We start from the raw sequence: 13,653 nt of genomic DNA, 5'->3' as shown, positions 1-13,653 counted from the left end.
CTTCACGCGGTCGCGCTGCGTGCGCCGGGGCGCACATAGACGAGGTTGATCGACTTCTTGTTGCGCAGCTTGCCCGACGGCAGATCGAGAGTCCCGAGCGGGATCTGCCTGACGAAGCGCGGGCGCAGCGGATCCGCCACATCGAACACGCAGCAGACCGTCTGTCCCGCATGCGGCGAACCGGGCAATTCGTCCAGCTCGTGAGCGACATAGAGCTTGCTGTTTGAAGGGTCGGTCCAGATGCCGTGCGCCTCGCGGCCATGACTGAAGAAGTGGCCGACGACGCGGCGCCGGCCGGCCGGCGCGGACCGGTCGATGATGGCGATCCGGCTGGCCGCCCGGCCGTCCGGCCCGTCATCGTCGACCCGGCCGAAGGTCGCGTAGGCGACATTGCCACGGTCGTTCTGCACGAATTCGACATGGTTGGGACGGGCCCGCTCGCCGAGCGGCAGATGCTCGAGAAGCTTGTGCTCGGCGCCGGCGTCGTAGACCGAGAGGCCATCGGCGAGCTTCTGCGATATCCAGAATTCGCGGCCATCGGGACTGATCTTCAGGAACGGCGCGAAGCCGAAGCGGTCCTGCGCCGAGGTCTCGATCGTCGCCTTGCGCTCCGCCGTCGAAAAACCCTGCCCGTCATATCGGACGCTGAAGACGTCGATGCGCGGAATCTTCTGCGAGATCACGAAGGCGGTCTCGCCGCCGGCCGAGAACCAGACCATGGCCGGCCCTGGCAGGACGGGCATGAAGCGGCGGATCGCCGCCCCGCGCGGCAGTTCGCCCGCCGACTCCGCCTTGGCGCGCTCGACATCGATGACGGCGAGCCTGTTCTCGCCGCGCAGTGCGACCCAGATCTCCCTGCCGTTCCTGGTGAAGGTGGGTTCGTGCGGCTCGCGACCGACGAGGATGCCGGAGGTCAGGGAATCGGCGGCCGTCGTCGGGCCCGCCATCGGGTTGGGCTGATTGCCGATGACCTTCAGCGTCACCGCGTCGACGAGGTAGAGATTGCTCGTGCCACGGCCCGCCGTCGCGAAGATCCGCGAATCCGGGGACGGGACACAGCCGTGGATCGAGATTGCGCCGTGATAGAGCGGCTTCTGGATCATCTCTCCATGCGTCGGCGTGACGTTGCCGGTCACGAAGCGGAAGGGAGGGCGCGCATCCTCGTCGAAGCTGGTCAGATTGACGGTCGGCAGCAGCTCGTTTGACACCGGATCGATGACGCTGAGCGTGTTGGAATCCTCGTTGGTGATGAAGACCCGGTCTCCCGCTCGCGGACCCGGCTGCGCAGCCGGCGTCTGTGCCCGGGCTGCGACCGACCCCATCGCCGCGGCGGCAACGGTCGCCTGGATCACGGCGCGGCGGCTGAGGCCTTTTGCGTTTCTGCTCGACATGTTCTGCTCCTGTTTCGGGAGTGAGACATGCGAGGGGAGCGAACTATTCCATCCAGGTTCCGGTCTCACGCTTCTGTGAAGCGCTCAGGCGTCACACGCTGCTCGCGATCATCCGCAAGGACCTCGACGTCGCCCTGGTGCTCTGCGGCCAGGGCGACAGCAAGGCGGTGGACGCGATGGTCTTGAGGCCGGCCCTGCGCGACTTTGCATTCCAGGCTTCGATTGCGCCCTGGCGCGTCTTGGCGCCAGGGCGGTTGTCGCGCAGGAGCTGGCGAACGGGCGCCGGTTCAGAGGGCAGCCTCACCCCCTGTCCCGGCCGCCATGCCGGAACACTCGGCCGCCGACAGCCCGTGCTGTCGCCGGATCATGTCGGCTGCGCGCTCACCGATGACGACGCAGGGCGCCATGATGTTGCCGACCGTGATGCGCGGCATGATCGACGCATCGGCGACCCGCAGCCCCTCGATCCCGTAGACCCTGAGCTGGCTGTCGACCACCGACATCCGGTCGCGTCCCATCTTGGCCGTGCCCGACTGGTGCCAGTAGGTCACCGCCGATTTGCGGATGAAATCGAGCATGCCCGCGCGGTCGCGCAGGCCCGGCGCCGTTTCCCGTTCGACGAGATCGTCGAAGGCCCTGGCGTTGCCGATCTCGCGGCACAGCTCGACGGCCGCCAGTGCGGCTTGGATGTCTTCCGGTTCGCTGAGCGCGTTCGGCTCGATCAGCATGGGATCGGCGGCATTGGGCCCGGAGAGGCGCAGCCGCCCGCGGCTTTTGGGCTGGGCGAGCCCTGCAAACATCGTCCAGCCATGCGCCGGCGTCTCGATCCCGGTCTCAGCCGGCGAAGGCACCGCGAATTCGAGCTGGCACTGGAGGATATCCGGCGCCGGCAGGCGGGAATCGCTCTTCCAGTAGATCGCCGCTTCGCAGCCGCCCGCTCCGACGGGCTGGGGCTTTCGGTAGGCCCAGGTGCAGCCGAAGGCGATATGGTCCTGATGGTTGCTGCCGACGCCGGGGAGATGCTGGACCACGTCGATGCCATGGGTCTTCAGCTCGGCCTCGGGGCCGATCCCGGACTGCATGAGGACCTTCGGGGTCTGGACGGCTCCGAGCGACAGCACGGTTTCGCAACGGGCACGGATCTGCCGCCGTTCGCCCTTGTGCAGGATCTCGACACCGACCGCCTTCCGGCCGTCCAACAGGACGCGTGTGACCAGCGCGCCGGTCACGACCGTCAGATTCGGTCGCACCATCATGCGATGGGCATAGGAGCGGAACACCGATTCACGCTTGCCGCCGCGCACCCGCAGCTCCGCGATCGCGGCCCCGCCCGCGCTTTCCATCATCTCCCCATTGGGAGAATCGAAGACGGGAATACCCATCGTGCCTGCAGCCTTGACGAGCGTGCAGGCGACGGGCTGCGGCGCGGAAGGCTGAGCGACGTAGACAGGACCGCCGGACCCGCGACGCAGCGGATCGGGCGCGCCGCGCCAATCCTCGATCCGGCGATAATAGCCGAGAACCGACTGATAGCCCCAGGCCTCGTCCCCGGTCTCGGCGGCGAAGTAATCCCAGTCCGCCTGGTGACCGCGAGCCCAGACCATGACGTTGATGCTGGAGCCGCCGCCGAGGCCTTTGCCCATGCTCAGGGCCAGGCGACGGCCGCCCAGGCCGCTCGACGGTTCTCCCACGAAGCCCCAGTCGCGGCTGCTGCCGAGATTGAGAGGCCACTGCGCGGGGTCCGACACGGTCTCGGATTCGTCGTCTCCGCCGGCCTCCAGCAGGAGGACGCTGGCATTTCCGTCCTCCGCCAGGCGCGCCGCGACCACGCAACCGCTGGAGCCGGCGCCGCAGACGATGAAATCGAAGCTGTCCCACTGTGGATCGCCCTGCCGCTTAGCAGACTGATCATCGGGATGAGGGCGGCCTGTGATGTCTGTCGAATGGTCCATTGGTGCCTCTGTCTTGCGGGTTGGAGCGCCGAACCCGTCGGGCGCTTCGGGAGCCCGGACGAGCGGCGGTGCTTCGGCGATGGGGTGGGCGGGCTGGTCCCGACGCTGCCCGTCACGGTGATCCCGGTCGGATTGTTGAAGCGGCAGCCGGCGATGCGGCCCTATCGACGGGCGCGCCCGGGACCTCGCGGCTCAGCGTTCGCCGCCGTTGCGGACGAAGAGCTCGATCGCGTCGGCGTCGAAGATGCCGATGTCGCGCAGCATCGGCGCATCGAGCCGGCGCAGATCCTGCAAGGCGCGCCGGATCGCCAGCTCGCGCCCGATGCGATGCCAGGCGCTTGCAACCGCCGCCCCCAACCGGCGCGCCAGAGTCGGACGCAGCGGTCGGGCGGTCTTTGCCTGAGCGGGAACCGGGCGCGTTGGGCAGGGCTCGAAGGCACTGCCGAATGCCGGGGCGTTGCCGGCGATCCCGAAATCGATCACCAGCCGTTCGATCCAGGAGACCCCAGACACGGGGGTGCGTGTCCCGATGCATTCGGGCGACATCACCGGGGGAGTTGGCGCGTCACAGCGCGGGGAGAAACCCCATCGGTGCCACGGGTGATCCCCCTTCGATCGCCGCAACGCGATGATGTTCACGCCCGTTGAGGGTAGCCGCAAAAGGTGATCGGCCCGATCTTTCACATGTGTTGGATCGGAGTACTTCATCGACGGCTCCATCGTCTGCGATGAGGCCGTTATCCGGATACCTTGTTACACGGACACGAGCAGATCCGGTTTTGACGTTACAGATGAAATATTCGACCGAGGAGTTCGACGACGTGTTGGGCCCATGTCGTTTGCTGGCTCCTGGCGCACCGGCATCCGTCCCACCCGGCTGCCGGCATCATCGCGGCGGGCTCACTCTGCCGGTCCGCGATCGGGGATAAAGGGCGCCGTGACCGCGAAGCTGCGCAGGCCCGGGACGCGACGGACATGGCGCTCGTCTGAGGCGCCCGCGCCAGGTTTTTGCCCCGGCGGCAGCCGGCAACTGCGCCACCAGCGGCAACCGGCCGGCCAGGCGGACGCAGATGACCGCCGCGCGCCGACCCGCCGGGCCTTTTCGGGTCATGTCCGCAGGCGCGCTGCGTCGCTGACCGTGACATCGCTGGTCAAGACATAGCCCGCCCCGCGTTCGGTTCGGATGAGCTTCGGCCGGGCCGGGTCCACCTCGAGCTTTCGCCGCAGCCTCAGGATCAAAACATCGATGCTGCGATCAAACACATCGTCGTTGTGACTGCGCGTTTCCGTCAGCAGTTGCTCACGCGACAGCACGTGCTGGGGCGCCTTCAGGAAGACGGTCAGCAGCTTGAATTCCCCGGCGCTGAGCTTGATGTTCACGCCGTCGCCGTCGACGAGCCTTCGCATATCGATGTCGAGTTCAAAGCGGCCGAAGCGATATGTCTTGCGCTCCCTCCGCCTTTTGGGCGCCGGCCTCTCCCTCAAAGATGCCCGCACACGAGCCAGGAACTCGCGGATCGCGAAAGGCTTCGTGACATAGTCGGTGGCGCCGAGTTCGAGCCCCACGACCTTGTCGGCTTCGTCCAGGCGGTCGCCGCTGATGATGATGATCGGCGCATCCGAGGTGCTGGACAGGCGGCGGACGATCTCCAGCCCGTCTTCATGGCCGAGATTGAGGTCGACGACCACGAGGTCGACTGCATCGGTGCCGACGATCCGCGCGAGCGGTCGGCTGTCGCTGATCGCGGTGACGCGGAACGCGTGTTGCGACAGGTAGTCGGACAGCAGATCGCGGATCGTCGGGTCGTCGTCGATCAGAAGAATGTGCTTCACGAAGCGGCTCCAGCGGGACGAGCCCCGCATTATCGAAATGGCTCCGGTCCCACCGCGAGCGGTTGCCGGGCCGCACGGGGGCGATGCGATGAGCCGCGGCCTAAGGCTTGTCGGCGCTCGCGTCCTCTGAGGTTGCGCGAGAGGGGGGAGCGACAGGCGGATCCGGGAATCCGCCTGCTGAGCGGCCTGAGGACTGCGGCCGCGCATCAGCGGCCGGCTGTCCTCGATGTCCGGGCGGCCTCGTCGATCACGTCGGAGACGACCTTGGGCTGCGTCATGAAGAGCGCGTGGCTCGCCGCGACGGTGGTCACCTTCGCACCGATCTTCTTCGCCATGCCGTGCAGCATGCGCTGGTCGAAGGCCTTGTCCTCGGTCGCGATGACGGCCCAGCTCGGCTTGCTGCGCCAGGCGGCCTGGGTCAGCTTCGTCTCGAAGGCCGACATGGCGATGGGCACCTGCGCATCCCGCATGAAGGCCGCATCGGCGTCGCTGGTATCCGCGGCAAAACCGGCCTTGAACTTGGCAGGGGCGACGTAGCCAAATCCGTCGGCGTGGACGTCGAGGACGAATTCGGGCGGTGTCGTGTAGCCGGCATATTGCTGGGCCGTCGTCTCGCCGGCATCGGGAGACAGGGCAGAGACATAGACGAGGCCCGCGACCTTGGGATCGTTGCCCGCTTCGGTGATCACCGTGCCGCCCCAGGAATGACCGACGAGGATGGCGGGGCCGTCCAGCCGGGCGAGAGCGCGCCTGGTTGCGGCCACGTCATCGGCCAACGAGGTCAGCGGGTTCTGCACGATGGTGACCTTGTACCCACGCGCCGTCAGATTGTCGTAGACGCCGCGCCAGCCTGAGCCGTCGGCGAAGGCGCCGTGGACGAGAACGACGTTCCGGACGGAGTGGGGCGCGGGAACAGGGCCGGCTGCCGACGCGGGCTGGAGCCCGAGGAGGGTGGCGGCCGCTGCGGCGAGGATGCTGTTGCTCAGGGGATTCATGATCGCTCTCCTTTTGATATTGAGATAATATTTATCGCGATATTTGTCTAATTGCCGCATCAGAGGCTGTCAAGCGACATTTATCGCGATATTGTTTTTTGCGCGGGCACCTCTATGTGTGGGGCGTGGAGGCCTCCCTTGTCCGATCAGACCAGCAACCCGCCCGCTCTCGATGACCAGCTCTGCTACGCGCTCTATTCCGCCAGCATGGCGATCCAGCGCGTCTACAAACCGCTACTCGACGATCTCGGGCTGACCTATCCGCAATACCTCGTTCTCAACGTCCTCTGGGCGGAAGACGGGCAGACGGTTGGCGCGATCGCCGAGAAGCTCGCCCTGGAATCGAGCACGCTCACGCCTCTGCTGAAGCGACTGGAGGTTGCCGGTCTCGTGAAGAGAACGCGGAACCCTCAGAACGAGCGGCAGGTCGTGGTCAGCCTGACGGACGCTGGAACTGCCATCAGGTCCAAAGCGGGATGTCTCGGCAATGCTCTCCTGGGCGCGTCGCTTCAAAGCCCGAACGACCTGTCCGGCCTCAATTCGGATGTCAGACGATTGCGCGACGCGATTTATTCCCAACTCGGCGGGTGGACGACACCCGCCTGAGCGCGATCGCCTTGTCAGACGGTCGGCACGGTTCCGCCGTCGATGATGTGCTCGGAGCCGGTGATCGCGCCGGCGCGATCGGACGCAAGGAACGCGACGAGGCTTGCGACCTCGTCCGGCCGCGCCGGGCGCCCCAAGGGGATGCCGCCGAGCCCGTCCATGATGATCTTCTTTCCGCCCTCGTAATCGGTGCCCGCTTCCTTCGCCAACCGCTCGACAAGACGTGTCGCAGCTTCAGTCTCGATCCATCCGGGCGAGACCCGCAAAACACGGACGCCCTTGGGCGAGACCTCCTTGGATAGCGCCTTGCTGTAGGCAGACAGCGCAGCCTTCGCCGCGGCATAGGCGGTCGTCGATTCCGGCAGCGGAAGCAGCCGCTGGATCGACGAGACATGGACCACGACGCCGCCCCCGTGCGCCACCATATCCGGCACGAGCAGGCGGTCGAGGCGAACGGCCGGAAGGAGATTGTGGGCCAATTCCTTCTGCCACTCCTCCTCCGTGAGCGCCGCAAAGCCACCGGCCGGAGCAGACGAGCCTCCCAACATATGCACAACGATGTCGACGCCACCGAGGCGCTCGACAACGGCTTCGGCGACCGTCCTCGCGCCGTCTTCGGTGGTCAGATCGGCCGAGACGAAAAGGTCTCCGGGCAGCATATCGGGCCGGGAGCGGGCGCTGGTCAGCACCTTTGCGCCAAGCTCGCGAAAGAGCGACGCCGTGGCGGCTCCGGCGCCTTTGGTGCCACCGGTGATCAGCGCGCGTTTTCCCGCAAAAGAGATGAAGCCGGTCATCATGCGATCTCCAGGCGCGCGATCGCGCCGTTCCTGACGGTAAAGGTGAAGAGCAGGGCCACCGGGCTGCCGGGAAAGTCGCCGCTGACTCGCGTGCGAACCTGCGTGACATCGCCGGTCGTCGTCGCCTCGATCGGCGCGTTGACATGGGGGGTCTTCCGCTTCGCCTCGATCCACCAAGCGCGGATCGCTTCGGGCCCGACATGACGCCGGTGCTCATCCTCGACGATCGCCTCCGGTGACAACGTCGCCATCAGCGCCTCGACATCGTTGCGGCTGTCGGCCTCGAAATAGGCTGCAATGCAATTGGGCAGGTCCATCTTGTCACTCCTATTGACCAACAATGGTCTGAGCGACCGAAGATAGGCCTCAAGGATTGTTTTCATAATCGGGATATTATTGGATGTTGAGATGAATGGATCGGGACAATGGATCGACTGGCGGTCAATGATCTGGAGGCGGTTCTGGCGATCGCGCGCAAGGGCAGCTTCCGTGCGGCGGCCGTCGATATCGGCATGTCGGCCACAGCGCTCAGCCATGCGATCGGCAAGCTGGAGGCGGATCTGGGCGTGCGCCTGTTCAACCGCACGACCCGGAGCGTATCGCTGACCGAGGCCGGTCGCGTCTTCGTGGAGCAGGTCGGCCCGACGCTGCAGGATATGCGCAGCGCTCTGGAGGGCGTCAGGGCGCACCGCGCGACACCATCGGGCACGATCCGGATCAACGCCGCGCCGTTCGCCGCCCGCGCGATCATGTCGCCGCTCGTCGTCGCGTTTCTGCGGCGCTATCCCGACATGACCATCGACATCGTCACCGAGGGCAGGCTGATCGACGTCGTCGCCGACGGGTTCGATCTGGGCGTGCGCGTCGCCGGATTGGTGCCCAGCGATATGATCGCAGTGCCGCTGGGACGTCCGCAGCGCTACGCAGTCGTCGGGTCACCGCGCTATTTCGCGCGCCACGGCAAGCCTCGGGTCCCGCCGGACCTGCTCCATCATACCTGCATCCGAGTTCGGCTGCCGGATGGCGGGTTGTTTCGCTGGCGCTTCGAGAAGGACGGCGAGATCGCTCAACTGGATGTTCGCGGCCCGGTCATCCTGGATGAGGGCAGCCTTGCGCGGATTGCCGTGCGAGAGAGCATCGGCATCGGTTTCTTCCTGGAGCAAGACATCCTCGCGGATATCGCAAGCGGCGATCTCATCCGCATCCTGGACGATTGGACGCCGCCCTCGCCAGGGCTCTGCCTCTACTATCCCGGCCGCCGAAACCTCTCGGCAGGAATGAAGGCCTTCCTGGCTCTCGCTCGCGAGATGGCGGCGCGCGAGCGTGGTCCTGCCTAGCCCGCCGGCCGCACCAGTGCGCTTTCGGGCCAAGCGCCAGATTGAGCTACCGGCGCTTGGCACGATCAGCAGGCCACTCGCGCTGCAGCCTCATCGCGATGCGATATTGTGCGGGTGGATGCGGCCTTCTGATGAGGATGCACTCTGCTTATCGAGCAGGAGAAAGTTGCTCAGCGTCCCGCCTGGAACACCGGGCGCCTGATCGGTCCCAAGCCTCCGCTGAAGCCTCGTCACCTATGGGCTGTTCGAACCCGGCTTCAACATGACCATCGCGTGCGCTCCCTTGCCAGGTTCCAGGCTGAGCGCCGCTGCAAATCGAGTTTTTCCAATGTTTTGGAAGAGATTCTGGTGGAGACAGACGAGGTGATCGGCTGACCTGCCTTCGGTTAAAAAAAACCGCTGCACTACCGCTGTGCTACGCCGGCTCCGTGGGACCGGCCGCAGCCTGTGGCTCGCGGTTTTCCGTCACCGACATTGAGGGCAGGACGGTGAGGGGCGGCTTGCGGGCTCCGGGCGCCCATTCCTTGGCGAGAATGGCGTAATGCATCGTGTTCTCGTAGATCGGAGAGCCGTGCTCGTCGTTCCTGAACGAGACGAACTCGCGGAACAGGCCTTCGCGGCGCATGCCGAGCCGCTCGCAGAGACGCTGCGAGGCGAGGTTGTCCTCTTCGACATAGGCATAGAGCCGCCGTGCCTTTCGCCGGACGAACAGATCCTCGCAGAGCGCATGGGCGGCCTCGCCGGCGAAACCCTTGCCGGCGAAACAGGGATTGAAGTTCCAGCCGACCGCGTAGGTATCCTGGTCTTCCGGAACGGCAAAAAGGTCGCCGATCAGCCGGCCCGTCTCGCGCAGGATGACGGCGACATAGTCCGGACTGGCGCCGCGCTTCTCCGCTTCCACCCGCGCTGCGGTAAGGTCGGCCAGCTTCATCGACAGAAAGCAGCTCGCGCTCGGTTCGCGCAGATAGGCGAGGAGATCCGCCGCATCATCCCGTTGGAAGCGGCGCAGCACGAGGCGGTCGGTTTCGATGGTCTGCATGGTCCGGGGCCGGCGCGGCCAGCCCTCTCCCTCGACAACGCTCCGCCCTGATCGGCGGCGGGCGGACCCTCGCGGCTCCGTGTGGCCGAAATAGGGTTCGCAAACGAAAAGCCCCGCCCTTGCGGGCGGGGCTTCTGATCACTGCTCGAACGAGCGTCAGTTCAGGATATCGCGGTTCTTGGTCTCCGGCAGGAAGAGCAGGCCGATCACGAAGGTGCCGAGCGCCACGATGATCGGATACCAGAGGCCGGAGAAGATGTTGCCGCTGGCAGCCACGATGGCGAAGGCCGTCGGAGGCAGGAAGCCGCCGAACCAGCCGTTGCCGATATGGTAGGGCAGCGACATGCCCGAGTAGCGGATGCGGGTCGGGAAGAGCTCGACCAGCAGGGCGGCGATCGGCCCGTAGACCATCGTGACGAAGAGCACGAGGATGAACAGGATGCCGATGGCTTTCAGCGAGCGGCTGTCGCTGAGGACCTCGCCGAAGGAGGGCTTCTTCAGGATGGTCGCGTCACCGGCCTTGGGATAGCCTGCGGCCTGAGCGGCGGCCACGAGCTCGGCGGTGCCGGCGGGGGCATCCGCGCTATTGATCATCGCCTTCAGCGGCGAGCCGGCGGGGCCGGACACCAGATCGTAATGGATCGAGTTGGTGGCCAGGGCCCGGCGAACGACGTCGCAGGGCTTGGTGAAGGTGCGCACGCCGACCGGGTCGAACAGCGTGCTGCATTCGGCCGGATCGGACGTCAGCGTGACCTTCACGTTCTGCGTCGCCGCGATCAGCTTCGGGTTCACCGTGTTCGCGAGCATCGTGAACAGCGGGAAGTAGGTCAGCGCCGCGATCAGGCAGCCGGCGAGGAGGATCGGCTTGCGGCCGACCTTGTCCGAGAGCCAGCCGAACAGGATGAAGAAGGGCGTGCCCAGCAAAAGCGAGATGGCGATGACGAGGTTGGCGGTGGTGCCGTCCATCTTCAGCGTCTGCGTCAGGAAGAACAGGGCGTAGAACTGGCCCGTATACCAGACGACGGCCTGGCCGGCGGTGCCGCCGAACAGCGCGATGAGGCCGATCTTGGCGTTGGCCCAGTTGCCGAAGGCTTCCTTGAGCGGGGCCTTGGAATGGGTGCCTTCCTCCTTCATGCGCACGAAGGCCGGCGATTCGGCGAGCTGGAGGCGAATCCAGATCGAGAAGCCGAGCAGGATGATCGACAGCAGGAACGGAACGCGCCAGCCCCAGGCAGCGAAGGCCTCCGGCGTCATGCTCAGTCGCAGCGCCAGGATCACAATCAGCGACAGGAACAGGCCGACCGTCGCGGTCGTCTGAATCCAGGAGGTGTAGAAACCGCGCCGTCCCATGGGGGCGTGCTCGGCGACATAGGTCGCCGCACCGCCATATTCGCCGCCGAGCGCGAGGCCCTGCAGCAGGCGGCAGGCGATGAAGATCACCGGCGCCGCATAGCCGATGGTCTGGAAGCTCGGCAGCAGGCCGACCAGGAAGGTCGAGACGCCCATCACCACCATGGTGACGAGGAAGGTGTATTTGCGGCCGATCATGTCGCCGAGGCGGCCGAAGAACAGCGCGCCGAAGGGACGGACCGCGAAGCCGGCCGCAAAGCCGAACAGCACGAAGATGAACTTGGCCGTGTCGTTGTCGCCCGGCACGAAGGTCTGGGCGATGTTGGCGGCGAGCGAACCCGCCAGGTAGAAGTCATACCACTCGAAGACCGTACCGGCCGACGAGGCGATGATGACCTTGCGTTCTTCCTTGCTCATCGGACGGGGCGCCGCATGCGCCCCCGATGTGTGCGATGCCATGCTCATGGCGTTTGAATCTCCCCTCAAGTGTCCCTCGAACCGGCGCGCTGCGCATTCTGTCGATGCGGTTGCGCGCGGCCCGGCCGATCAAAGATCACCCCGAGCCTCGGCGGCAGGTTTGCGCGGGGCGCCGGGGCGGCGCAATCAGGCACTTGGTCTTGCACCCTTCGTCTAAGGCGGGCTGGCCAGCGCCTTGCCGGATGCAGGAGGGGGCTGCTGTGGCGAAGATGGGCGACGCCGGTGCAGTCGCCGGCTCCCCCAAAAAAACGCGCCGTGACCGATGGCCCGGGCCCGGCCCGGGAGGCGCTCAGCGGCGGCGGCTCGCCGCGTAGAGGGCGATCGCGGTGGCGTTCGAGACGTTGAGGCTGGTGATGGTTCCGGGGACTTCCAGCCTCGCGACATGGTCGCAGAGCTCGCGGGTTCGCTGGCGCAGGCCCTTGCCTTCCGCGCCCATCACCATCACGAGGGGACGGCGCAGCGCGACATCGTCCAGCGCGACGTCGCCATCCGAATCGAAGCCGACACGCAGGAAGTCGCGCTTGCCGAGCGTGTGCAGCGCATCGCCGAGATTGCGGACCGCGATCAGCGGCACATGCTCCAGCGCGCCGGAGGCGGATTTCGCCAGAACGCCGGTCGCGGCTGGCGAATGGCGGATGGTGACGATGACCGCCGCCGCACCGAACGCTGCGGCCGAGCGCAGGATGGCGCCGACATTGTGCGGATCGGTGATCTGGTCGAGCGCCAGCACGATGGCATCGTCGGGCAGGCTGTCGAGATCGGGCGAGGGCAGGGGATCGCAGACCAGGTAGAGTCCCTGGTGAACCGAATCGGGCGTGAGCAGCCGGTCGATCTCGGAAGGCCGGACAAGCTCCGCCTCGAGCGGCAGCTCGCCGATCTCCTCCTGCAGCCGGCGCAGGGCGTTCTCGGTGGCGAGCAGCCGCCGGTGGCGGCGGGCGGGATTGCGCAGCGCCTCGATGACGGGATGCACACCGTAGAGCACGGCCTCGTCGATCTCGCCGGGGCGATGCGGCGGCGGGCCGTCGGCGCGGCGGGCACCGGCGCGGCCCTGACCGGGCCGTGCGTGCTTGGGGCGGAAGGGGGGCATCGTCGTCTCCGATCTTCGACGCCTGCCGTGCCACGGCCTCGGCCGCTTGACCAGAGCGGGATGCCTGGATCGACACATTTCCAAGGAGAGAAGGATGCCGAACAGCGATGGACACCGCCTCGTCGTGATCACCGGCGGGCCGGGCGCCGGCAAGACGACATTGATCGAGGCGCTCGCCGCCGCCGGACATGCCGTGATGCCGGAGGCGGGCCGTGCGGTGATCCGGGCCGAGCTGGCGGCGGGCGGCTCCGGTCTGCCCTGGCAGAACCGAACGCGATTCGCAGAGCTGATGGTCGAGGCCGATCTGTGCAGCCATCAGGCCGCGCTCGCGCTGCCGGGAACCGTCTTCTTCGATCGCGGCGTCGTCGACATCGCCGCCTATCTGGAGCTCTGCGGCTTGCCGGTCCCGACGCGCTGTCCTTCGCCATCGAGCGCTGCCGCTACCGCGAGACCGTCTTCATCGCGCCGCACTGGCCGGAGATTTACCGGCAGGACGCCGAGCGCAAGCAGGACCTTGCCGAGGCCCGGCGGACATTCGAGCGCATGGCGTCGATCTATCCCCGCCATGGCTATCGGCTGCTGGAACTGCCGCGGGCCGGTGTCGCCGAACGCGTCGCCTTCGTTCAGGCCAGTCTCGGCCTCGGCTGAACGGCAGGGCCGGCCGGTCCACAAACGAAATCTCCGGCGTGGGCTTTTTGCCGTTGACACGTCGCGGCCCGGTCACCATAAGTCCGGCCGCGCCTGCCGGTCGTCACGCGAGTGACATATCGGCGGCCCGCGGCTCTCCAT

The 13,653-nt window shown here is 66.6% G+C and carries 13 protein-coding genes; 3 read left to right on the top strand and 10 right to left on the bottom strand.

The genetic code is table 11. The annotated features are described in order from the left end of the window. Positions 1–2 precede the first annotated feature (2 nt). The 5 genes from BW981_RS11745 to BW981_RS11720 all read right to left on the bottom strand — a co-directional run bounded on the left by BW981_RS11745 (position 3) and on the right by BW981_RS11720 (position 6,171). Complete coding sequence (locus BW981_RS11745; protein ID WP_076439305.1) at positions 3–1,391, bottom strand: YncE family protein; 1,389 nt, start codon at positions 1,389–1,391, stop codon at positions 3–5. A gap of 287 nt (positions 1,392–1,678) precedes the next feature. Next, positions 1,679–3,343 carry a GMC family oxidoreductase gene (locus tag BW981_RS11735; protein WP_083712300.1) on the bottom strand — a complete coding sequence of 555 codons (1,665 nt, stop codon included), beginning with the start codon at positions 3,341–3,343 and terminating at the stop codon, positions 1,679–1,681. Between the two features lie 192 nt (positions 3,344–3,535). Beyond that, the gene (locus tag BW981_RS11730; protein ID WP_139333739.1) at positions 3,536–4,051 is read right to left on the bottom strand and encodes a DUF1127 domain-containing protein; all 516 of its coding nucleotides are present in this window, start codon (positions 4,049–4,051) and stop codon (positions 3,536–3,538) included. 399 nt (positions 4,052–4,450) lie between these two features. Next, positions 4,451–5,176 (bottom strand): response regulator, encoded by a 726-nt coding sequence (locus tag BW981_RS11725; protein ID WP_076439538.1) that lies wholly within the window; start codon positions 5,174–5,176, stop codon positions 4,451–4,453. Between the two features lie 206 nt (positions 5,177–5,382). Continuing rightward, a complete protein-coding gene (locus tag BW981_RS11720; RefSeq protein WP_076439536.1) occupies positions 5,383–6,171 on the bottom strand; it encodes an alpha/beta fold hydrolase in 789 nt (262 codons plus the stop codon). A gap of 138 nt (positions 6,172–6,309) precedes the next feature. Here BW981_RS11720 and BW981_RS11715 point away from each other — a divergent pair, with 138 nt between their 5' ends. Beyond that, positions 6,310–6,777, top strand: a complete 468-nt coding sequence (locus BW981_RS11715; protein WP_076439299.1) for a MarR family winged helix-turn-helix transcriptional regulator — start codon at positions 6,310–6,312, stop codon at positions 6,775–6,777. 14 nt (positions 6,778–6,791) lie between these two features. On the opposite strand, the gene BW981_RS11710 is transcribed toward BW981_RS11715, so the two are convergent. Continuing rightward, entirely contained in the window at positions 6,792–7,571 is a 780-nt protein-coding gene (locus tag BW981_RS11710) for an SDR family oxidoreductase (RefSeq protein ID WP_076439534.1), read from the bottom strand. Next, positions 7,571–7,891, bottom strand: a complete 321-nt coding sequence (locus tag BW981_RS11705; RefSeq protein WP_076439297.1) for a nuclear transport factor 2 family protein — start codon at positions 7,889–7,891, stop codon at positions 7,571–7,573. The genes BW981_RS11710 and BW981_RS11705 overlap by 1 nt, the downstream gene beginning before the upstream one ends. Before the next feature lie 108 nt (positions 7,892–7,999). On the opposite strand from BW981_RS11705, the gene BW981_RS11700 reads away from it, so the two are divergent. Further along, positions 8,000–8,911 carry a LysR family transcriptional regulator gene (locus BW981_RS11700; protein WP_076439295.1) on the top strand — a complete coding sequence of 304 codons (912 nt, stop codon included), beginning with the start codon at positions 8,000–8,002 and terminating at the stop codon, positions 8,909–8,911. A gap of 415 nt (positions 8,912–9,326) precedes the next feature. On the opposite strand, the gene BW981_RS11695 is transcribed toward BW981_RS11700, so the two are convergent. From BW981_RS11695 to rlmB, 3 genes are all read right to left on the bottom strand, one after another. Beyond that, on the bottom strand, positions 9,327–9,950 hold the full coding sequence (locus BW981_RS11695) for a GNAT family N-acetyltransferase (protein WP_076439293.1): 624 nt from the start codon (positions 9,948–9,950) through the stop codon (positions 9,327–9,329). A 156-nt stretch (positions 9,951–10,106) separates the two neighbouring features. Further along, on the bottom strand, positions 10,107–11,717 hold the full coding sequence (locus tag BW981_RS11690) for an MFS transporter (protein ID WP_244560296.1): 1,611 nt from the start codon (positions 11,715–11,717) through the stop codon (positions 10,107–10,109). Positions 11,718–12,066: 349 nt separating this feature from the next. Then, positions 12,067–12,864 (bottom strand): 23S rRNA (guanosine(2251)-2'-O)-methyltransferase RlmB, encoded by a 798-nt coding sequence (rlmB, locus tag BW981_RS11685; protein WP_076439289.1) that lies wholly within the window; start codon positions 12,862–12,864, stop codon positions 12,067–12,069. 94 nt (positions 12,865–12,958) lie between these two features. Between rlmB and BW981_RS11680 the strand changes: the two genes are divergently transcribed. Beyond that, complete coding sequence (locus tag BW981_RS11680) at positions 12,959–13,627, top strand: AAA family ATPase (protein ID WP_348521404.1); 669 nt, start codon at positions 12,959–12,961, stop codon at positions 13,625–13,627. The last annotated feature ends 26 nt before the right edge of the window (positions 13,628–13,653 follow it).

The organism is Allobosea sp. TND4EK4, from assembly GCF_900156025.1.
Lineage (GTDB): Bacteria > Pseudomonadota > Alphaproteobacteria > Rhizobiales > Beijerinckiaceae > Allobosea.
Note: the sequence above shows the minus strand (reverse complement) of the source record. Positions and strands in the feature narration are given on the sequence as shown.